Source organism: Massilia sp. BGA-UO-ETr-WB1, from assembly GCF_059567845.1.
The window spans coordinates 451,784-472,826 of record NZ_JCAQOT010000027.1 but is presented as its reverse complement, the minus strand read 5'-3'; the positions used below and the strand labels follow the sequence as shown (position 1 = coordinate 472,826).

The window sequence follows — 21,043 nt, the reverse complement described above, 5'->3', positions numbered from 1 at the left end:
TATTAGCCTACCATGCAATGAACTAATTCGTCTCGGAGATATCGCATGCCTCTCAATCATTTCGTCACGCTCGGGCGTTCTGGCCTACGCGTCAGCCCGTATTGCCTCGGAACCATGACCTTCGGTGAAGACTTCGGCTGGGGCGCCAGCCCCGAAGAGTCGTTCGCCATGCTCGATGAGTATCGAAATCGCGGCGGAAACTTCGTGGATACGGCCAATATCTACACCGCCGGCCATTCCGAGCAGATCATCGGCGACTATCTCAAGCAGAACAAAGTCCGGCGCGACGAGATCGTGCTCAGCACGAAGTTCTATTGCAACCTGTTCCCGGGCGATCCGAACGGTGGCGGCGCCGGACGCAAGGCGCTCATCCAGCAGTGCGAAGCGTCGTTGAACCGGCTCCAGAGCGACTACATCGACATCTACTGGCTACACAACTGGGACCGGACGGCACCCATCGAAGAAACGTTGCGCGGGCTCGACGATCTCGTCACGGCCGGCAAGATCCGTTACGTTGGCTTCTCGGATATTCCCGCCTGGAAAACGGCTGAGGCACAGACCATCGCCCACTTCCGCGGATGGGCGCCGATTATCGCGCTGCAACTCGAATATTCGCTGCTGGAGCGGACCAGCGAAGGCGAACTGTTTCCGATGGCGCAGGCAATGGGAATGGGCATCATGCCCTGGTCGCCGCTCAAGAGCGGTTTCCTGAGCGGCAAGTTCCGGCGCGGTGGCGCAGGCCAGGTCGATACGAAGCGTACCAGCATGGTCGGCATTCCGGGCGAAGCGGATTACGACATCATCGAAGCCGTCGTCGAGGTTGCATCGGAACTTGGCATCAGCCCCGCGTCGGTCGCGCTGGCCTGGGTCCGTTCACAGGCGGGTGTCACGTCCACCCTGATCGGTGCCAGGAGGCTCGATCAGCTCAAAGCCAATCTCGACTCTCTTGAAGTGACGTTGTCCGCCGAACAAATCGGCAAACTCAGCCTGGGCTCCAAGCCGAAGCTGAATTTCCCGGCCGAGAACAACGAAACCCTGGCACCGATGCTGGCATTCCCCGGCCTGACGGTCGATGGCCGAACCGTGCCGTCATTTGCTCAGACCTGACGGGGGGAGCATGAAGGAACACTATATCGCCACACATGAAGTATCGCTGCATACTGTCGAGTATGGTGAGGGAACCGCTGTGCTGTTCTGTCACGGGTTCCCCGACACATCGCGTAGCTGGCGTCGTCAGATGGAGGCGGCCTCCAATGCGGGTTATCGCGCGATCGCATTGGACACCCGAGGGTACGGTGAGAGTTCCGGCCAGGACGATGCTTCCGCATAACCGGCATTTAGTACCGTCGGGGATCTTGTTGCCGTTCTGGATGCCTTGAATTGCGAAACAGCGACACTTGTCGGCCATGATTTTGGTGCAGTTGCTGCGTGGACTGCTGCCCTGATAAGGCCCGACCGATTCCGCGCGGTCTTCGACTTGAGCGTGCCGCCGTTAGAATTCGGGCGTGGAAACTTTCTGACTGATTTGCGGAAAAACGGTCAGCATGATTTCTACATGTTCCGGCAGATGCGTCCGGAGGCCGACGCAGAGTGGGCTGACGCAAAAAATGCGCTCCCCGCGACTTTCTGCTGGACGTCTGGGGAAGCTCCGAAAGAAGCGCATTGGCATCCGATGGATATCAACCGCGGCCTGCTCAGGTCAGTACCACAGGGCCTACTGAGCTTCGTTGATCCCGCAGATTTTGCCGTCATGGTCAGCCAGTTTGAGCGTAACGGATTTCACCGCCCGCTCAATTACTACCGTGCGCTGGAGTCCTATCTCAACATGACGTCGGCTTTCGCTGGCCGCAGGATTCAGATCCTGTCTTTCTTACTGGTTGGCGCAGCGGACGGTCTGAACGCGCTACATCCCGTCACACCAGAAGTTCTGAAGCATGTCCTTACGGACCTACGAAGATTTATTGCGCTGCCGGAAGTGGGTCACTGGCCTCAACTGGAGGCGGTGGAGCAAACGAACGCCGCGTTACTCGGCTTTTTAGATGCAAGCAATTAGTAGATCTACACACCAAATTACCACGAACTTATTTTTTATCCAGTAAAAGGAGATATAGCAATGAGCACAGCACAAGCACCCATCGGTTCAGGTCTTAGCCGCGCGTCCACGACCGTCGACATCATTAAGGGTGTCGACCTAGTCGGCAAGATAGCGATCGTCACAGGAGGCTACTCAGGCCTCGGACTTGAAACGGCGCGCACGCTCGCCTCCGCGGGCGCGAGAATCATCGTGCCGGCGCGTGACGTCGAACGCGCGCGCAAAACCATCGCCGAAGCGGGCGGCGGCATGGAGGTTCAATCGATGGATCTCACCGATCCCCGCTCGATCGACGACTTCGCACGCGACTTCATTGAAACAGGTATGCCACTTCATCTACTCATCAACAACGCCGGCATCATGGCGTTACCCGAGTTGAAGCGCGATGCGCAAGGCAACGAGCTTCAGTTTTCCACCAACCACCTCGGCCATTTCCGACTGGCTCTGCGACTCTGGCCGGCGCTCAAGCGAGCCGGTGGCGCGCGCGTCGTATCCGTCTCGTCCGCCGGGCACCGCTTCTCGCCAGTCGTCTTCGACGACATCAATTTCGAGCGTCGTGACTACGATGCTTTCAAGGCCTACGGTCAGTCGAAGACGGCCAACATCCTCTTCGCGGTCGGCCTCGACCGGCGAGGCAAGGACGACGGCATTCGCGCGTTCGCACTCCATCCGGGCGGGATCGCAGGAACGAATCTCGGCACGCACGTCGGCGTGGAAATGCTGAAAAAGACGGGGTTCGTCGATGCGAATGGCCGGCCGGTCGTCGATCTGGCCCGTGACCTGAAATCGGTGCCGCAGGGCGCGGCTACCCATGTCTGGTGTGCGGTCAGCCCGCAACTCGACGGTAAAGGTGGAGTTTTCTGCGCCGATTCCGATATCACGCCCGTTCTGCCGGAGGGCAATTCGTTCGATCTGTCTGAAGATCGTACCAATCGCGGCACCGGAGTCCAGGCGTATGCAGTTGATCCCAACGCCGCCGAAGAACTCTGGCGCAGAAGCGAAGAAATCACTGGCATCTCTATCGTAAGCGTCTGCCCAGTGACGTCTTGAATGCTTGGGAAATGTGATCGATGATGGCATCACTCCGCTGGGAAGCGGCGTGATCTCAAATGGCTGCTGGCAGGTTGCAGTTCCAGGGCAAGAAATCATCAACCCGGTTTACGGGATAGTCAGCGATATGCGTCAGCACGTGACGCAACCAGGCTTCGGGGTCGACACCGTTCAGCTTGGCCGTGCCGATCAGCGAGTAGATCGCGGCGGCGCGTTTGCCGCCACTGTCGGCGCCGGCAAACAGATAATTGCGTCGGCCGATGGCCACGCCACGCTGCCGGTAGTGGCCGCGTGCTGATCCGCTTGGGTTCGATGGACACTTTGGGTACGAGAATTTGGTCGGTTAATGGCCTATTTCAAGCCCTTCAGAAACCGTACTCCGAGCGAAGGCCGTAGGGGTTTGATCGCTGAGAGCCATGTGAGGCCGAATCTCATTGTAGTCCACGCGCCAGGCCTCCACGATGGCTTGAACCTCGGCCAAGGAGGTGAACCAGTGGACGTTGAGGCATTCATCACGCAGCGATCCGTTGAACGTTTCGATGTAGCAATTATCGGTCGGCTTGCCGGGCCGGCTGAAATCGATCTTGGCCTGGTGGTGATAGGCCCACAGGTCCAGCATCTGCCCCGAGAATTCGCTGCCGTTATCGACAAACAGGCACCGCGGCGGCGCGCATTTAGCAACGATGCGGTTGAGGGCCGCAACCACGTCCTCGCCACGGAGGCGATGTCCGGCCACGATGGCCAAGGATTCCCGGCTGTAGATGTCGATGATCGTCAGCAGCCGTATCTTGGTTCCATCTGCAAGTTGGTCGGCGACGAAATCCATGCTCCACGCGTCGTTTGCCCGACGCGGTTGCATACGCGCCTGGCGGGCAACAACACTTTTGCGCCGCTTCTTGCGCCAGGCGCGCAACTGCAACTGCTCCAAACAATACCAGCGGTAAGTCTGGTTGACGCCCAGCTGGAAGCCCTCGCGTTTGAGCAGCACGTGCAACCGCCTGTAGCCCCAACGTACCCGCACCTAGGCCAGCTCCCGCAAGCGTTGCCGCAGCGCCAGCTTGGGGTCCTTCCTGCTCGACAGATACTGCGTGCTGCGCACTTGCTTGATCAGCCGACAGGCCCGCGCCAGTTTCAATCCATAGTGATCGATGATGTAGGCCACCACCACTCGTTTCAGCGCGGGCCGTCCCACTTTTTTGACGCGACGTCCTGCAGGATCGCCTTGTCCAAGCTCAGCTCGGCCAAAAACTTCTTCAGCCGTGCGTTCTCGTCCTGCAAAACCTTGAGTTCCCGCACGCCTTCGGATTGCATGCCGCCGTACTGCTTTTTCCAGCGATAAAAGGTCTGCTCTGAAATGCCGAGCTGCCGGACAATGTCCCCAACCGCCATGCCCAGTTCGGCCTGCTTCAACACGGATACAATCTGTTCCGCCGGAAAATGTTTGCGCTTCATGGTCAAGCCCTCCCGTCAAGGAATTATTGACCAAAAACTCGCGCCCGGAAGTGTCTAATTTCGCCAGGGCAGATCACTAAGTCGCCTAACTCACACCAAACGGCCTCCTAATTTTCCGGGGCGAGTCAGCGCAACACGCACCGTCAAAGAAAGAGGCCGGCGCTTCATAGTTCTCCGTCCACAAAATAGCCCACGCCTCGCACAGTCTGTATCAGTTTAATCGGGAACGGATCACCGGTACCAGCAATCGCGCGCGCTTGACCTTGCCGATCGTTGCCAGATTTCGCCACCCCAAAATAGAAAAAGCCCCTGGAAATCAGGGGCTTAGTCTCGGTTTAATGCCGCGTGCTGCGTGCTGCAGCCAGACGGGGAATTATTCCCACTCGATGGTCGCAGGCGGCTTGCCGCTGATGTCGTACACGACACGGTTCAAGCCGCGCACTTCATTGATGATGCGGTTGGACACTTTGCCCAGCAGCGAGTGCGGCAGGTGTGCCCAGTGCGCCGTCATGAAGTCCTGCGTCTGCACGGCGCGCAGCGCCACCACGTATTCGTAGGTGCGGCCGTCGCCCATCACGCCCACCGATTTCACCGGCAGGAACACCGCGAACGCTTGCGACGTCGCTTCGTACCAGTTCTTCGGCAGCTCTTCCGTGTTCACAGCCTGGCCGGCCACGAACTCGTACGGGGTGTTGCGCAGCTCTTCGATGAAGATGGCGTCGGCCTGGCGCAGCAGGTCGGCGTATTCCTTCTTCACTTCGCCCAGGATGCGCACGCCCAGGCCCGGGCCCGGGAACGGGTGGCGGTAGACCATGTCATGCGGCAGGCCCAGCGCCACGCCCAGCTTGCGCACTTCGTCCTTGAACAGTTCGCGCAGCGGTTCCAGCAGCTTGAGCTTCATGGTGTCCGGCAGGCCGCCCACGTTGTGGTGCGACTTGATGGTCTGGCCCTTCTTGCCCTTGCCGGCCGATTCGATCACGTCCGGGTAGATGGTGCCCTGCGCCAGCCACTTGGCGTTGACCAGCTTGGCCGACTCCACCTGGAACACTTCCACGAATTCGCGGCCGATGATCTTGCGCTTTTGCTCAGGGTCGGTCACGCCGGCCAGGTGGCCCATGAACTGGTCGGTGGCGTCCACGCGGATCACCTTCACGCCCAGGTTCTTGGCGAACATGTTCATCACCATCTCGCCTTCGTTCAGGCGCAGCAGGCCGTGGTCGACGAAGACGCAGGTCAGCTGGTCGCCGATGGCGCGGTGGATCAGCGCGGCGGCCACGGACGAATCGACGCCGCCCGACAGGCCCAGGATCACTTCATCGGTGCCCACTTGCGCGCGGATCTTCTCGACCGCTTCAGAGATGTAGTCCGGCATGTTCCAGTCGGATTTGCAGCCGCAGATCTCGTGCACGAAGCGGCCCAGCATGGCCTTGCCCTGCTCGGTGTGCGTCACTTCCGGGTGGAACTGCACGCCGTAGAAGTTGCGCTCTTCGTCTGCCATGGCGGCGATCGGACAGCTCGGCGTGTCGCCCATCAGCTTGAAGCCCGGCGGCATGTCCAGCACCTTGTCGCCGTGGCTCATCCACACTTTCAGCATGCCGTGGCCTTCCGGCGTGACGAAGTCGTTGATGCCGTCCAGCAGCTTGGTGTGGTTGCGGGCGCGCACTTCGGCGTAGCCGAATTCGCGCACCAGGCCGTTCTCGACCTTGCCGCCCAGCTGGGCCGCCATGGTCTGCATGCCGTAGCAGATGCCCAGCACCGGCACGCCCAGTTCGAACACGGCCTGCGGCGCGCGCGGCGAGTCGCCTTCCAGCGTGGAGTTGTGGCTGCCCGACAGGATCACGCCGGAGGCGCCGTAGTTGCGCACGAAATCGTCGCCGATGTCGTAGGGGTAGACTTCGGAGAATACGCCGGAGTCGCGCACGCGGCGGGCGATCAGCTGGGTAACCTGGGAACCGAAATCGAGAATGAGGATTTTAGAGTGCATGGATGAGCGCTAGAACTTAAGGGGAATATATAAAAACGCCGGCGGAGCATGCCGCCGGCGTTTGAGGGAAGCGTTAGTCGCCGGAACGGTAGTTCGGCGCTTCCTTGGTGATCTGTACGTCGTGCACGTGCGATTCGCGCATGCCGGCCGACGTGATCTCGACGAATTCCGCTTTCTCGCGCAGCTCGTCGATGGTGGCGCAGCCGCAGTAGCCCATGGACTGGCGCACGCCGCCCACCAGCTGGAAGATGATCGCCAGCACGCTGCCCTTGTAGGCGACACGGCCTTCGATACCTTCAGGCACGAACTTGTCGGCCTTCATGGTGGCGTCCTGGAAGTAGCGGTCGGCCGAGCCGTCCGACATCGCGCCCAGCGAACCCATGCCGCGGTAGGACTTGTACGAACGGCCCTGGTACAGGATCACTTCGCCCGGCGCTTCTTCGGTGCCGGCGAACATGGAGCCCATCATCACGGTCGATGCGCCCGCTGCCAGTGCTTTCGAAATGTCGCCCGAGAAGCGGATGCCGCCGTCGGCGATGCACGGCACGCCGGTGCCGGCGAGCGCTTCAGCCACGTTGGAGATGGCGGTGATCTGCGGCACGCCCACGCCAGCCACGATACGGGTGGTGCAGATGGAGCCGGGGCCGATGCCGACCTTGACCGCGTCCGCGCCGTATTCCACCAGCGCCTTGGCGGCCGCTGCGGTGGCGATGTTGCCGCCGATGACGTCCACGTGCGGGAACTTGGTCTTGATCCACTTTACGCGGTCCAGGATGCCTTGCGAGTGGCCGTGGGCGGTGTCCACCACCAGCACGTCCACGCCGGCCGCCACCAGCAGCTCGATGCGTTCTTCGTCTTTGGCGCCCACGCCGACAGCCGCGCCCACCAGCAGCTTGCCGTGCTGGTCTTTGGATGCGTTCGGGTGTTCGGTCGATTTCTGGATGTCTTTAACGGTGATCAGGCCGCGCAGGTTGAAGGCGTCGTCCACCACCAGCACGCGCTCCAGGCGGTGCTTGTTCATCAGGCGTTTGGCTTCGGTCGTGTCTGCGCCTTCTTTCACGTACACCAGCTTGTCGCGCGGGGTCATCTTGGCGCGTACTTCAGCGTCCAGCTCCTGTTCGAAGCGCAGATCCCGGTTGGTGATGATACCAACTACTTGCTTGCCCTCTACCACCGGGAAGCCGGAAATGCCATACTGCTCCGTCAGCTTGATGACTTCGCGGATCTTCATGTCCGGCGGGATCGTGATCGGATCGCGCAGCACGCCAGCTTCGAAACGTTTTACGCGCGCTACTTCGCGGGCCTGGTCTTTCGGCTTCAGATTCTTGTGGATGATGCCGATGCCGCCTTCCTGCGCCATGGCGATTGCCAGGCGGCCTTCGGTGACGGTATCCATCGCGGCCGACAGCAGCGGAATATTCAGCGAAATGTTGCGGGTCAGGCGAGTTTTGAGAGACGTATCCGCAGGCAGAATATTGGAGTACGCAGGGACGAGGAGCACGTCATCGAAGGTGAGTGCTTTTTGAAGTAAACGCATAGTACGATTTCCTATAGGCGCAAAAGTCGATTATACAGTAAGTCACGCCCTACGTCTTTACCCCGGGGAAAATTGGCGACGCGGGTTGACAGCATAGTCAAAGCATGGAAATCTGCCGCAAGGAATAAAGGGATCTATCCACTATGAAACATTACCGAACGGCCCGCGCGCTCGCCGCATTGCTGGCGCTGGCTGCGCTGCCTGCGCTGTCCCATGCCCAATATATGTGGCTGGATGAAAAGGGCATGAAGCAGCTGTCGGACCAGCCGCCGCCGCCGTCGGTGCCGCAGAACCGCATCCTGAAGCAGCCGCGCGCCGCTGCGGCCGCCCTGGGGCCGGCTTACGCGCCCGCTGCTGGCCAGGCCCCTGCCCCGGCGGCCGAAGGCGAGCCGGCGGACGCGGCCGACGCCAAAGTAAAACGTCCGCCCACGCTGGCCGAGCGCAACGCCGAGTTCGCCAAGCGCAAAGCGGAAAGCCAGGCGGCCGAGCAGAAGGCCACGCAGGAAGCCACGCGCAAGGCCGAGCAGGCGGCCAATTGCGACAGCGCGCGCAGCAACCAGGCTGCGCTCGACTCCGGCAGCCGCATGACCGAATTCGACAAGAGCGGCCAGCGCGTGTTCCTCACCGACGAGCAGCGCGCCGAGCGCTCGCGGCGCAACCAGAAGATATTGGCAGATTGCTCTAAATAAAGACATCCAGCAGTATAAAATGATGTTATCGCTACCAAAAACCAAGAAAAATACCGGATGACCAAACCACATAATGGCAAGAGCCGCGCCAGCGGCCGAGTAACCCTGGCGGCAGTTGCTGCGCGCGCGGGCGTCGCAACCATGACGGCTTCGCGCGCCATCAGCCAGCCCGAGCTGGTATCGCCCATGCTGCGTTCGCGCGTCGAACTGGCCGTGGAAGAGCTGGGCTACGTGCCCAACCGCGCCGCGCGCGCCCTCGCCTCGTCGCGCTCGAATGTCATCGTAGTGCTGGTGCCGTCGCTGTCGAACGCCGTGTTCACGGCGGTGCTGCAAGGCATACAGGACGCGCTCGATCCCTACGGCTACCAGATCCTGATCGGCAACACGCGCTATTCGGACGCCGAAGAGGAAAAGCTGCTCAACGTCTACATGCAGTCCAACCCGGACGGCATCCTGCTGTCCGGCATGTCGCACAGCAAGGGCGTGCAGAAGATGCTGGACACGTCGCGCGTGCCGGTGGTGTCGATGATGGACCTGTCGCCCGACCCGGCGCAGCTGTCGGTCGGCTTCTCGCAGGTGCAGGCCGGCTACACCATGGCGCGCTACCTGATCGACAAGGGCTACAAGCGCATCGGCTTCATGGGCGCGCAGCTGGACGAGCGCACCATCAAGCGCGCCGAAGGCTACCGCAAGGCCATGGAAGAAGCCGGCCTGGCCGATCCCAAGCTGGAACTGATGGTGGCCGATCCGTCCACCATCGCGCTGGGGGCCGAGCTGGTGGGACGCATGCTGTCGGCCACGCCCAACCTGGACGCCATCTTCTGCTGCAACGACGACCTGGCGCACGGCGCCATCTACCAATGCCAGCGGCGCGGCATCAGCGTGCCCGAGCAGCTGGCCATCTGCGGCTTCAACGACCTGCCCGCCTCCGCCTGGATGAATCCGTCTGTCACGACCATCGGCACGCCGCGCTACCGGGTCGGCTTCGAAGCGGCCACGCTGCTGCGCGGGGTCATCCGCGGCGAGCAGCCGCCCGCCGCGCAAATCGACCTCGGTTTCACCCTCATGGCCCGCGAAAGCGCCTGACCCGTCTCCCCTCCTCCTCCGCTGCCGAGCCGAGCCGCATTTCGAATACGGCTCTGCCCAGCAAGACTTTGCTGCGGCGCAGCATCGAATCTTCTTTACATTTTTTCTCGCCACGTTAAACTCCGGTCCACTGATAGCGCTAACAGATAGCGCTACCAAACAGGACTGGATATGACTAAAAAAACGAAACCGACCCGTTGGGTGGTGATGGGTGTTTGCGGCTGTGGCAAGAGTTCCGTCGGCAGCCGCCTGGCGCAGGCGATCGGCGCCAGGTTCCTAGAGGGCGACGCCTTCCATTCGCCTGCCAACGTGGCCAAGATGTCGGCCGGCACGCCGCTGAACGACGCCGACCGCGCCGAGTGGCTGCTGCAGCTGATGGCGGAGATCCGCAACGCGCGCGAACGCGGCGAGAGCCTGGTCCTGTCCTGCTCGGCACTGAAACGCCGCTACCGCGACCTGCTGCGCGAGGGCGATCCGCAACTGCGCTTCGCCCACCTGAGCGGCGACCGCGAACTGATCGCCACCCGCATGCTGGCCCGCATCAACCACTACATGCCGCTGTCCCTGTTGGACAGCCAGTTGAACGTGCTGGAGCCGCTGCAAGCGGGCGAGGCAGGCATCACGCTGGATATCCGCAGGGAGCCGGCGCAGCTCATCAGCGACATCCTCAACAGCAATCCATAACTAAATCCTCAACGGAGACACGATGCTTATTACCCGCAACAAGATCCTGACCACTTCGCTGGTCGCCATGGCCGCCCACATTTCCAGCGCCTACGCGGCGGATGAGCCGCAGGCCGCGCAAGCCGCAGCCAAGGCCGCCGACAACGGCAACGTGGCCGAGGTGATCGTCACCGCCACCAAGCGCTCCACCTCGCTGCTGAAAACCCCGCTGGCCGTCACCGCGCTGAGCGGCGCGGCGCTGGACGACGCGCACGTGAAGAACCTGGAGGACCTCACGCACCTGTCGCCCAGCTTCCAGGCCACCAGCCAGGGCGACCACGCGGTGCTGCTGCTGACCATGCGCGGCATCGGCAACGACGGCGCCAAGACCGAACAGGCCGACCCGGAAGTGTCGGTCTACGTGGACGGCGTCTACTCGCCGCGCGCGGAAGGCGCCACTGCCCTGCTCTACGATATGGACCGCGTGGAGGTGATGCGCGGCCCGCAAGGCACGCTGTGGGGCCGCAACTCCACCGCCGGCGCGGTGAACATGGTGAGCGCCAAGCCGAAGTTCGGCATGACCGAGGGCAGCGCCGAGATCACGCTGGGCAACTACAACCGCACCGGCACCCGCTTCATGTACAACCTGCCGATCACCGAGCAGTTCGCGCTGCGCGTGGCCTATGCCGGCGAGTCGCACGACGGTTACGTGGACTACCAGCAGCCGCCCAACATTCCGGGCCTGGACAAGAACGCCTTCGTCACCAGCGGCGACAAGTACAACGCGCAGGACCAGAAGGCGCTGCGCATTTCCGCCGCCTGGCAGCCGAACAGCAGCCTGCGCACCGACCTGTCCTTCGAGACCTTCCGCGACGACGGCACGCCGTCCATGAACCTGAACCAGGAGCCGCGTCCGGGCCAGAAGCTGTGGTCCGCGCTGATCCAGATCGCGCCCTATCTGCACCGCAAGGTCGACACCATCCGCACCCGCACCGACTGGAACGTGAACCAGGATATCGACCTGGCCTTCATCGCCGGCGCCCAGCGCACCGACGGCGCCATGCAGTTCGACGCGCGCGGCGGCTACACCGTCCCGACCAGCAATACGACCGGCGGCGTGCTGCGCAACACGCGCATCAACTGGGAGCACTACACCAACGCCAGCGCCGAGCTGAACCTGAAGTCGTCCGGCAAGAAGACGGTGGACTGGCTGGTGGGCGCGTACGTATTCCACGAGAAGGCCGGCATCCGCCTGGACCAGCCGGCATGGTCCGGCACGCAAGCCGGCTACGGCTGCACCAATTGCGGCTGGCCGGCGCTGACGCAGAACAGCTTCGTGCAGCCCAACCAGGACACCAAGTCGCACGCCTTCTTCACGCAGAACACGTGGAACGTGGCCGAGACCTTCCGCCTCACCGGCGGCCTGCGCAAGACCTGGGACGAGAAGCACAACCGCGGCGGCACCAACTTCTACTGCCCGACCACGCAGCCGGCCAACGGCAAGCCCTGCCTGCCGATCACGGCGCAGGACGATCCGCGCAATGTGGGCTTCGTGCCCAATCCATCGGTGATCGGCCCGGACGGCAAGCCGGCGCTGAACAACGACGGCCAGCACAAGTGGAGCAAGCCGACCTGGCTGCTGAAGGCGGACTACGACGTGACCAAGGACATCATGGCCTACGCCAGCGTGAGCACCGGCTACAAGTCGGGCGTGCTGACCGACGGCGGCGTGCACACCGCGCCTGAAACGCTGACCAGCTACGAGCTGGGCGCCAAGGGCAAGCTGATGGGCGGCAAAGTCACCTGGGCCACGTCGCTCTACTACGCGGACTTCAAGGGCTACCAGATCTCGGTGCCGACCACCTTCCCGAACGGCGCCAGCTTCCTGCTGACGGCCAACGCGAAGGGCGCGACGGCCAAGGGCTTCGAGGGCGAGCTGACCGCGCGCGTGACGCCGGTGGACACGCTGAACGTGGCCATGGCGATCCAGCGCACCGAGATGGATACGCTGCTGACGGCGGACCCGAACAACTCCAGCTACAACAACCTGCCCGGCCCGAACGGCACCAAGGTGCGCGACCTGAAGGGCAACGAGCTGCCGCACGCGCCGCATTTCTCGCTGAACGTTGGCTACCAGCGCCACTTCAACCTGGAGAGCGGCGCCCGCATCTCGCCGCGCATCAATATGCACTACGAGACCGCGAGCTGGCTGGACGTGTTCAATGACGGCGAGCCGGACCGCCAGCGCGCCTACACCCGCAGCGACTTCACCGTGCGCTACAAGCCGGCCGGCGACAAGCACTGGCAGGTGGAAGCGTTCGTGCAGAACCTGGAGAACAAGGACATCAAGACCACCGTCAACATCGTGAACCTGCCGCCGGCAGCGAGCGACCGTCCGGTATGGCAGGCGATGTACCTGGCGCCGCGCACCTTCGGCGTGCGCCTGACCGCCGACTTCTGATAGCGCTTGCGCCGCCCCCGCCATCAATCGGGGGCGGCGCGTTCGCGTTAAACTCGGCATCGTTCCCTATCACCGAAAGCAATCCGTGGCTGTAGTGCTCAATTCCCCCTTGTCGTGGCGCGAGAAGTTCAGCTACGGCATTGCCGATATGGGTTTCAATTTCTATTGGACCAATATCGCCACCTTCCTGCTGTTCTTCTATACCGACGTATTCGGCATCTCGGCCGCCGCTGCGGCCTCCATGCTGTTCATGATCAAGATCGTCAACGCCTTCACCGATCCGCTGATCGGCGCCCTGGCCGACCGCACCACCACCCGCTTCGGCAAGTTCCGCCCCTACCTGGTGTGGATGGCGCTGCCGCTGGGCGCGGCCGCCGTGCTCACTTACACCACGCCGGACCTGGACCAGGACGGCAAGCTGGCCTGGGCCTACGGTACCTACCTGCTGATGATGGTGTGCTACACCGCCATTAACATCCCCTACAACGCGCTGTCCGGCGTGATGTCCGGCGACCCGCAGGAACGCTCCACCATCAACGGCCTGCGCTTCATCTTCGCCTTCGCCGGCAGCACGCTGGTGACCGCCGCCACGCCCTTCATGGTGCGCCTGCTGGGCGGCGGCGACGACAAGCAGGGCTGGCAGCTGACCATGCTGGCCTGGGGCATCGCCGCCTCGGCGCTGTTCGCGCTCACCTTCTTCAACACGCGCGAGCGCATCGCGCCGACAGCCTCCCAAAAGAGCAACGTGGCGCAGGACATCCGCGACCTCACCCGCAACGGCCCCTGGCTGGTGCTGTTCTTCCTGGCGCTGATCATCATGATCACCATCACGCTGCGCACCTCCACCGCCATCTACTATTTCAAGTACTACGTCGGCCGCCCCGAGCTGATGGCCACTTTCGTGCCGGCCTACATGGTGGCCGCTGCGGCGGGCGCCTCGCTCACGCCGCTGATGACGCGCTACGTGGACAAGAAAAGGCTGCTCATCATCCTCATGGGCTGCACCACGCTGCTGTCGAGCGCGTTCTTCTTCGTCGGCAAGGACCAGGTATGGCTGATGTACACGCTGCAGATCGCGCTCGGCTTCGTGCTCGGCCCCAAGTCGCCGCTGGCGTTCTCCATGTACGCCGACACCGCCGACTACAACGAGTGGCGCACCGGCCGCCGCGCCACCGCCATGACCTTCGCCGCCGCCACCTTCTCGCAGAAGCTCGGCACCGCGCTGGCGGTGGCGGTGATCGGCTCCCTGTTCACGGCGCTGGGCTATGTGCCCAACGCGGCGCAGACCACCGGCTCGCAGGCCGGCATCGTGTGGCTGATGTCGCTGATCCCGGCCTTCTTCGCCGCGCTGGCCGTGGCCGTGATGTTCTTTTATAACCTCGACAAACAAAAACTGGCGCTGATCCAGTCCGAACTGGCCGTCCGCAAGGCCACCTGAAATCCGGAGATACCCATGCTACGCCCCACCCACGATGGCGACCGCTACGAACTGACCAGCCCCACGGCCATGCCGAAGGCCGGCGGTTTCCTGTGGAACCAGAAAATGATGATACAAGTGACCTGCCGGGGCTACGCCACCGCGCAGTTCATGCAGCCCGAACCCGCCAAGTACGCCTACGCGCCCAACCTGGAGGCCAAGACCTTCATGCAGCCGGAGCAGAACTACTACGCCCATCATCCGGGCCGCTTCGTCTACGTCAAGGACGAGGAAACCGGCGAGTTCTTCTCCGCGCCGTACGAGCCGGTGCGCGCGCCGCTGGACAGCTTCCGCTTCTCGGTCGGCAAGAGCGACATCGAATGGACCGTGGAGCATCTCGGCATCCGCGTCGAGCTGACCCTCAGCCTGCCGACGCAGGACGTGGTGGAACTGTGGTCGGTCAAGGTGGTGAACCTGTCCGGCCGCCGGCGCAAAATCAGCGTCTATCCCTACTTCCCGATCGGCTACATGTCGTGGATGAACCAGTCCGCCGAGTACCGCGTGGACCTGGGCGGCGTGGTGGCCAGCTGCGTCACGCCGTACCAGAAGGTGGCCGACTATTTCAAGAACAAGTTCTTCAAGGACCGCACCTACTTCCTGTGCGAGACGCCGCCCGACTCGTGGGAAACCATGCAGCAGGCGTTCGAAGGCGAAGGCGGCCTGCACGCGCCGTCCGCCGTGCGGCAGGACGAGCTGGCGCGCGGCGACGCGCGCTACGAAACGCCCACCGCCGCCGTGCAGTACCGCCTCACGCTGGACGGCGCAGAAGAGCGCGCGCTGCGCTTCATCTTCGGCCCGGCCTTCGACGACGCGGAAATCCGCGCCATGCGCGGCAAGTACCTGAGCCAGTCCGGCTTCGCCGAAGCGAAGCGCGACTACGCCTGGTACATCGAGCAAGGCCGTGGCGTGCTGCAGATCGAAACGCCGGACCCGGAGCTGGACAATTTCGTCAACAACTGGCTGCCGCGCCAGGTCTACTACCACGGCGACGTGAACCGCCTGACCACCGATCCGCAGACCCGCAACTACCTGCAGGACAATATGGGCATGAGCTTCATCAAGCCCCAGGTGACGCGCGCGGCCTTCCTGCACGCGCTGTCGCAGCAGGAGGCCAACGGCGCCATGCCGGACGGGATTTTGCTGGTGGAAGGCGCGGAGCTGAAGTACATCAACCAGGTGCCGCACACCGACCACTGCGTGTGGCTGCCGGTGTGCCTGAAGACCTATCTGGACGAAACGGCGGACTACGCCATGCTGCGCGCAGTGGTGCGCGGCGAAGACGGCGTGCAGCAGACCGTGTTCGAGCGCATCTCGCGCGCCATGGACTGGCTGCTGGAAGCGCGCGACGAGCGCGGCCTGAGCTTCATCGCCCAGGGCGACTGGTGCGACCCGATGAATATGGTGGGCTACAAGGGCAAAGGCGTATCCGGCTGGCTGACGGTGGCCACGGCCTACGCGCTGAACCTGTGGGCGGACATGTGCGCCCAGGCGGGCCACGGCGAGCGCGCTGCGCACTACCGCGCCGGCGCGGCCGAAGTGAACGCCGCCGCCAACAAGCACTTCTGGGACGGCGAGTGGTTCTCGCGCGGCATCACCGATGACGGCGTCACCTTCGGCACCAGGAAGGACAAGGAAGGCCGCATCTGGCTCAACCCGCAAGCGTGGTCCATCCTGGGCGGCGCCGCCAGCGCGGAGCAGCGGGAAAAGATGCTGGCCCAGGTGGACCAGCAGCTGAGCACCCCGTACGGCGTGGCCATGTTCGCGCCGCCCTTCAGCGCCATGCGCGAGGACGTGGGCCGCGTCACGCAGAAGCATCCCGGCTCGGCCGAAAACGGCGCCGTGTACAACCACGCCGCGGTGTTTTATATCTATAGCCTGTACACCGTGGGCGAGAAAGACCGCGCCTACAAGCTGCTGCGCCAGATGATCCCCGGCCCGACAGAGGCGGACTACCTGCAGCGCGGCCAGCTGCCGGTGTTCATCCCCAACTACTATCGCGGCGCGTATCACCAGTATCCGAAGCAGGCCGGCCGTTCCAGCCAGCTGTTCAACACCGGCACCGTGTCCTGGGCTTACCGCTGCTTCATCGAAGGCCTGTGCGGCCTGCAGGGCGATGCCGACGGCCTGCGCATCAACCCGCAGCTGCCGGCGGAGTGGGACGGCATCAAGGTCACGCGCATGTTCCGGGGCGCGAAATTCGTGCTCAACATCCGCCGCACGGATGTGAAGGAAGTGATGGTGATGCATGCCGGCCAGTTCCTGCCGTCTGCCCACATCGGCAACATCGCTCCGGGCGCCACCTACAACCTGAGCGTGTTCATTCCGGCATGAGGGCCGGGCGCGCACTCGATACGGTCGCGGCCGCGGCCGCAGCCATGGCGCTGGCCTGCCCCGCGCAGGCCGCGCCACCGGCTGCCACCGCCGACGAGCGCGCCGCCCGCATGGTGGCGGCGATGACGGCGGAAGAGAAAATCCAGGCCGTCTTCGGCTACTTCGCCACCGACTTCAAGAAGAAGAACCATATCGCGCCCAAGGAGGCGCGGCGCGACTCGGCGGGCTACGTGCCCGGCGTGCCGCGCGTGGGCCTGCCGCCGCAATGGCAGGCCGATGCCGGCATCGGCGTGGCGACGCAAAGCAGTTCCGCGCGGCCGTACGAGCGCACCTCGCTGCCGTCCGGCCTGGCCACCGCCGCCACCTGGAATCCCGCGCTGGCCTATGCCGCCGGCGCCATGATAGGCAAGGAAGCGCGCCAGTCCGGCTACAACGTGATGCTGGCGGGCGGCGTGAACCTGATGCGCGATCCGCGCAACGGCCGCAATTTCGAGTACGCCGGGGAAGACCCGCTGCTGGCGGGCGTCATGGTGGGCGAGCAGGTGCGCGGCATCCAGTCCAACCACATTGTCGCCACGGTCAAGCATTTCGCCTACAACGGCCAGGAGACCAACCGCTTCACCGTCGATGCGGAGCTGGACGACGCGGCCGCGCGCATGTCGGACCTGCTAGCCTTCCAGATCGCCATCGAACGCGGCGATCCGGGATCCGTCATGTGCGCCTACAACCGCGTGAACGGCGTGTACTCCTGCGAAAGCCCTTACCTGCTCAATGAGGTATTGAAGCAGGACTGGGGCTACCAGGGCTACGTGATGTCCGACTGGGGCGCGGTGCATTCCACCATCCCCGCCGCCAATGCGGGGCTGGACCAGCAGTCCGGCTGGCCGTTCGACCAATCCCCCTATTTCAGCGACGCGCTGCGCGAAGCGGTAACCAACCGCCACGTGCCGCAAGCGCGGCTGGACGACATGGTGCACCGTATCGTGCGCGCCATGTTCAAGCACGGCGTGATGGACCACCCGGTCGCCGTCGAACCGGAATCGGGCATCGACTTCAACGCACACGCGGCCGTGACGCAGGCGGCCAGCGAGGAAGCCATGGTGCTGCTGAAGAACAGCGGCGCGCTGCTGCCGCTCGCGGCCGGCACGCGCTCCATCGCCATCATCGGCGGCCACGCGGACAAGGGCGTGCTGTCCGGCGGCGGCGCTTCGCAGGTGCACGCGCATGGCGGCATGGCGGTGCCGAACGAAGGCCCGGCGCATTTCCCCGGCCCCATGGTGTACCACCCGTCTTCACCGGTGCAAGCCCTGGCCGCGCGCAGCAAGGCGCGCCTTGCCTACCTGGACGGCAAGGACATCGCGGCCGCCGCCACGCTGGCCGCCGCGAGCGACGTGGCCATCGTGTTTGCCACCCAGTGGACCGCCGAAAGCGTGGACGCCCCTTCCCTGTCGCTGCCGAACGGGCAGGACGAGCTGGTTGCCGCCGTGGCGCGCGCCAACCCGCGCACGGTGGTGGTGCTGGAAACGGGCGGCCCGGTCACCATGCCGTGGCTGGGCAGCGTGGGCGCCGTGCTGCAGGCCTGGTATCCCGGCACGCGCGGCGGCGTGGCGATAGCACGTGTGCTGGCGGGCGAAGTGAATCCTTCCGGCCGCCTGCCCGCCACCTTCCCGGCCTCGGAGAACCAGCTGCCGCGCCCCGCCATCCCGCCGGAAGGGCAGCGCGCCGACTACAACATCGAAGGCGCGGCGGTGGGTTACAAGTGGCACGACCGCACCGGCCGCAAGCCCCTGTTCGCGTTCGGCCACGGCCTGTCCTACACCAGCTTCGACTACGGAGGGCTGACGGCCCAGTTGAAGGACGGCGCGGTCTCGGTCCGCTTCACGGTGCGCAATACTGGCCCGCGCGCGGGCAAGGCTGTGCCGCAGGTGTATGTGGCTCCAGCGGATGGCCGCTGGGAGGCGCCGCAGCGCCTCGGCGCCTGGGACAAGTTCGCGCTGGAGCCGGGTGCCAGCCGCACCGCCACTGTGGCGATCGATCCGCGCCTGCTGGGCGTGTACGACAGCGCCAGCAAGACCTGGCGCATTGCCGGGGGCGACTACGACTTCATCCTGGCCAGCGCTTCCGACGCGCCCGCAGCAACCGTCCGCCTTCGCCTTCCCGCGCACGCCGTGGACGTCCGGGGCCGCCCGGCGGGCGCGCGTTAGCCCCGCACGGCCCGGTTGTGCTTACTGATATTCCAGCTTGGGATACCAGTCGCTGCCCCGTCCCGCCGGCGTGAGGTCGAGGATATTCCACAGCGGCGTGGGATCGGGGGCAAGGCGCGGGTCCTGGCCGGGATCGCGCGCAAAGGCCAGCTGGCGCTCCACCGGCGAGCGCCCCAGCACAGCGAGCGCCGCCCGCTGCGTGATGTCGCGCGCCGGGATGTCCAGCAAACCGAGAAAGGCGGTGCACATCGGACACGGGAGCTCGCGCCGCGGGCCGTACATCCAGAAGTAAGTCACCAGCGTGTCGTGTTTGCCGAACAGCGCGGCCAGCGCGGCCAGCGCGCACGGTGGCGCAGTTCGATTTCCTCCTTCAGCAGCGCGGTGCGGTATTCGGCGCTGTCGTTCAGATAGGGCTTGCCGCCTGCTTCAGCGGCAAGGTCGGCGGCGAGTCTGGGCTGGGTCATGGCGGGCTTCCCGGCAACATTATCGATCTGCCTACCCCTACCCCGCCCCATCCGCGTTCACTGTGCGCCGTCCCACATATCTGGGGTATGATCGGTTTGTACTAAGCAAGTTTCCCCTTTTACTAATGCCCCCCCGGCCCCTTCATGAGACTCTCCCCGTTTATCACGCAATACCTCGAGAGCATCCTCGCTGAGTGGGAAGCGTTCGCGCGCACCCAGGAGCCATCGGCCATCCATATGTCCTCGCTGGCGTTGCGCGACCACGCAAAACTGATCCTCACCACCATCGCGGCCGAAATAGAAACGGCGCAAACGCCGCATCAGCAGCAGGAAAAGTCGCGCGGCCTGGCACCCGAGGCGCTCGGCCAAAGCGCGGCGGCCACCCACGGCACGCTGCGCCAGCTGAGCGGCTTTTCCCTGATCCAGCTGACGGCTGAGTTCCGCGCGCTGCGCGCCACCGTGCTGCGGCTTTGGCTGCCGCACGTGTCCACGGTGACGGAAACCACGGCCAGCGACATGGTGCGCTTCAACGAGGCCATCGACCAGGCCCTGTCGGAATCGGTAGTCACCTATTCAAAGCGGGCCGGCGCCGCGCGCGACACCTTCCTGGCCATTCTCGGCCACGATTTGCGCAGCCCGCTCGCCACCATCTCGCTGGCCGGCGCCTACCTGGCCACTTCCCCGCTCGATCTGGACAAGAGCCGCGAAGTGGGCAAGAAGGTGCAGCGCGGCGTGGCGTCCATGACTTCCATGGTCAACGACCTGCTCGAGTACGCGCGCGTGCAGCTGGACGGCGAAATACCGATTGCTGCCGAGATGATGGATTTGACGGAGATTTGCCAGCCGGCGCTGGAGAACGCGCGCGCCGTGCATCCGAACTGCCCGTTCGAGTTTTCCGCCTCGGGCGACCTGCGGGCGCGTTTCGACCGGCACCGCATGCAGCAGGTGCTGTCCAACCTGCTGAACAACGCGGCCCAGTACCGCGACCAGAGCGCCCCGGTCAAGGTCATGGCGGTGGGCGAGCCGGATGCGGTGGTGGTGACGGTGCAGAACCACGGCCAGCTGATCCCGCCCGAGGCGCGCCAGGCCATTTTCGACCCGCTGGTACGCCTGCCGAGCGACGACGGCGGCAACGGACGCTCGGCCCGCAGCATCGGCCTGGGCCTGTTCATTGCGCGCGAAATCACGGTTGGCCATGGCGGCACGCTGGAAGTGGAATCGGACGCGCAGAACGGCACCGTGTTCACGGCCCGCATTCCGCGCTGAAGACTTTACCCGGCCTTGCGCACCTTGCGGCGCCGGGCATTCTTCGGGTCGGCGATCAGCGGGCGGTAGACTTCCACCCGGTCGTGCTCGCGCAGCACGGTGTCCAGCGTCTTCTTCTTGCCGTAGATCCCGACCGCCATCGCGGCCAGGTCGATGCCGGGCACTTCGAGCGCCAGGCCGCTCACGTCCAGCGCCTGCTGGATGGTGGCGCCGGCTTCCAGCCGCAGCGCGCGGCGGAACTGCAGCGTGTCGGTGGCGTAGCACACCTCGATGTTCATTTGGCCCAT

The 21,043-nt window shown here is 64.2% G+C and carries 14 protein-coding genes and 3 pseudogenes; 11 read left to right on the top strand and 6 right to left on the bottom strand.

Annotation, left to right across the window (positions count from 1 at the left end):
• Positions 1-45: 45 nt before the first annotated feature.
• The 3 genes and pseudogenes from AC56DV_RS29115 to AC56DV_RS29105 all read left to right on the top strand — a co-directional run bounded on the left by AC56DV_RS29115 (position 46) and on the right by AC56DV_RS29105 (position 3,142).
• Positions 46-1,107, top strand: a complete 1,062-nt coding sequence (locus tag AC56DV_RS29115; RefSeq protein ID WP_496317692.1) for an aldo/keto reductase — start codon at positions 46-48, stop codon at positions 1,105-1,107.
• Positions 1,073-2,053, top strand: a pseudogene (locus tag AC56DV_RS29110) (alpha/beta hydrolase). Before AC56DV_RS29115 ends, AC56DV_RS29110 begins: the two are co-directional and overlap by 35 nt.
• A gap of 60 nt (positions 2,054-2,113) precedes the next feature.
• Positions 2,114-3,142, top strand: a complete 1,029-nt coding sequence (locus tag AC56DV_RS29105; RefSeq protein WP_496317691.1) for an SDR family NAD(P)-dependent oxidoreductase — start codon at positions 2,114-2,116, stop codon at positions 3,140-3,142.
• Between the two features lie 55 nt (positions 3,143-3,197).
• Here AC56DV_RS29105 and AC56DV_RS29100 read toward each other — a convergent pair.
• The 4 genes and pseudogenes from AC56DV_RS29100 to guaB form a co-directional block, all read right to left on the bottom strand.
• Positions 3,198-3,416 (bottom strand): annotated as a pseudogene (locus tag AC56DV_RS29100) (transposase domain-containing protein); the annotation flags it as partial.
• 69 nt (positions 3,417-3,485) lie between these two features.
• Positions 3,486-4,594 (bottom strand): annotated as a pseudogene (locus AC56DV_RS29095) (IS3 family transposase).
• Positions 4,595-4,967: 373 nt separating this feature from the next.
• Complete coding sequence (guaA, locus tag AC56DV_RS29090; RefSeq protein ID WP_496317690.1) at positions 4,968-6,578, bottom strand: glutamine-hydrolyzing GMP synthase; 1,611 nt, start codon at positions 6,576-6,578, stop codon at positions 4,968-4,970.
• A 73-nt stretch (positions 6,579-6,651) separates the two neighbouring features.
• The gene (gene guaB, locus AC56DV_RS29085; RefSeq protein WP_496317689.1) at positions 6,652-8,115 is read right to left on the bottom strand and encodes an IMP dehydrogenase; all 1,464 of its coding nucleotides are present in this window, start codon (positions 8,113-8,115) and stop codon (positions 6,652-6,654) included.
• A gap of 143 nt (positions 8,116-8,258) precedes the next feature.
• Here guaB and AC56DV_RS29080 point away from each other — a divergent pair, with 143 nt between their 5' ends.
• The 7 genes from AC56DV_RS29080 (at position 8,259) to AC56DV_RS29050 (ending at position 19,026) form a co-directional block, all read left to right on the top strand.
• Positions 8,259-8,804, top strand: coding sequence for a DUF4124 domain-containing protein (locus tag AC56DV_RS29080; RefSeq protein WP_496317688.1), 546 nt, complete (start codon positions 8,259-8,261; stop codon positions 8,802-8,804).
• A 57-nt stretch (positions 8,805-8,861) separates the two neighbouring features.
• Entirely contained in the window at positions 8,862-9,890 is a 1,029-nt protein-coding gene (gene gntR, locus AC56DV_RS29075; protein ID WP_496317687.1) for an HTH-type transcriptional regulator GntR, read from the top strand.
• Between the two features lie 171 nt (positions 9,891-10,061).
• Positions 10,062-10,574 (top strand): gluconokinase, encoded by a 513-nt coding sequence (locus AC56DV_RS29070; protein WP_496317686.1) that lies wholly within the window; start codon positions 10,062-10,064, stop codon positions 10,572-10,574.
• A 22-nt stretch (positions 10,575-10,596) separates the two neighbouring features.
• On the top strand, positions 10,597-13,014 hold the full coding sequence (locus tag AC56DV_RS29065) for a TonB-dependent receptor (protein ID WP_496317685.1): 2,418 nt from the start codon (positions 10,597-10,599) through the stop codon (positions 13,012-13,014).
• A gap of 85 nt (positions 13,015-13,099) precedes the next feature.
• Entirely contained in the window at positions 13,100-14,452 is a 1,353-nt protein-coding gene (locus AC56DV_RS29060) for an MFS transporter (RefSeq protein WP_496317684.1), read from the top strand.
• Positions 14,453-14,467: 15 nt separating this feature from the next.
• Positions 14,468-16,822 carry a GH36-type glycosyl hydrolase domain-containing protein gene (locus tag AC56DV_RS29055; RefSeq protein ID WP_496317683.1) on the top strand — a complete coding sequence of 785 codons (2,355 nt, stop codon included), beginning with the start codon at positions 14,468-14,470 and terminating at the stop codon, positions 16,820-16,822.
• On the top strand, positions 16,819-19,026 hold the full coding sequence (locus tag AC56DV_RS29050; RefSeq protein WP_496317682.1) for a beta-glucosidase family protein: 2,208 nt from the start codon (positions 16,819-16,821) through the stop codon (positions 19,024-19,026). The genes AC56DV_RS29055 and AC56DV_RS29050 overlap by 4 nt, the downstream gene beginning before the upstream one ends.
• Positions 19,027-19,047: 21 nt before the next feature.
• Here the strand turns inward: AC56DV_RS29050 and AC56DV_RS29045 are convergent, their stop codons facing one another.
• On the bottom strand, positions 19,048-19,416 hold the full coding sequence (locus tag AC56DV_RS29045) for a DUF899 family protein (RefSeq protein ID WP_496318498.1): 369 nt from the start codon (positions 19,414-19,416) through the stop codon (positions 19,048-19,050).
• A 218-nt stretch (positions 19,417-19,634) separates the two neighbouring features.
• Between AC56DV_RS29045 and AC56DV_RS29040 the strand changes: the two genes are divergently transcribed.
• Entirely contained in the window at positions 19,635-20,756 is a 1,122-nt protein-coding gene (locus AC56DV_RS29040; protein ID WP_496317681.1) for a sensor histidine kinase, read from the top strand.
• A gap of 5 nt (positions 20,757-20,761) precedes the next feature.
• Here AC56DV_RS29040 and AC56DV_RS29035 read toward each other — a convergent pair whose 3' ends face one another.
• Positions 20,762-21,043, bottom strand: coding sequence for an RnfH family protein (locus tag AC56DV_RS29035; protein ID WP_496317680.1), 282 nt, complete (start codon positions 21,041-21,043; stop codon positions 20,762-20,764).

Bases quoted from the DNA above. Each gene is read 5' to 3' on its own strand.
- AC56DV_RS29040 (WP_496317681.1), top strand. From the start codon at position 19,635: ATGAGACTCTCCCCGTTTATCACGCAATACCTCGAGAGCATCCTCGCT.
- AC56DV_RS29035 (WP_496317680.1), bottom strand. From the start codon at position 21,043: ATGGGCCAAATGAACATCGAGGTGTGCTACGCCACCGACACGCTGCAG.
- AC56DV_RS29065 (WP_496317685.1), top strand. From the start codon at position 10,597: ATGCTTATTACCCGCAACAAGATCCTGACCACTTCGCTGGTCGCCATG.
- AC56DV_RS29080 (WP_496317688.1), top strand. From the start codon at position 8,259: ATGAAACATTACCGAACGGCCCGCGCGCTCGCCGCATTGCTGGCGCTG.
- AC56DV_RS29105 (WP_496317691.1), top strand. From the start codon at position 2,114: ATGAGCACAGCACAAGCACCCATCGGTTCAGGTCTTAGCCGCGCGTCC.
- AC56DV_RS29070 (WP_496317686.1), top strand. From the start codon at position 10,062: ATGACTAAAAAAACGAAACCGACCCGTTGGGTGGTGATGGGTGTTTGC.
- AC56DV_RS29050 (WP_496317682.1), top strand. From the start codon at position 16,819: ATGAGGGCCGGGCGCGCACTCGATACGGTCGCGGCCGCGGCCGCAGCC.
- AC56DV_RS29055 (WP_496317683.1), top strand. From the start codon at position 14,468: ATGCTACGCCCCACCCACGATGGCGACCGCTACGAACTGACCAGCCCC.
- gntR (WP_496317687.1), top strand. From the start codon at position 8,862: ATGACCAAACCACATAATGGCAAGAGCCGCGCCAGCGGCCGAGTAACC.
- AC56DV_RS29115 (WP_496317692.1), top strand. From the start codon at position 46: ATGCCTCTCAATCATTTCGTCACGCTCGGGCGTTCTGGCCTACGCGTC.
- guaB (WP_496317689.1), bottom strand. From the start codon at position 8,115: ATGCGTTTACTTCAAAAAGCACTCACCTTCGATGACGTGCTCCTCGTC.
- guaA (WP_496317690.1), bottom strand. From the start codon at position 6,578: ATGCACTCTAAAATCCTCATTCTCGATTTCGGTTCCCAGGTTACCCAG.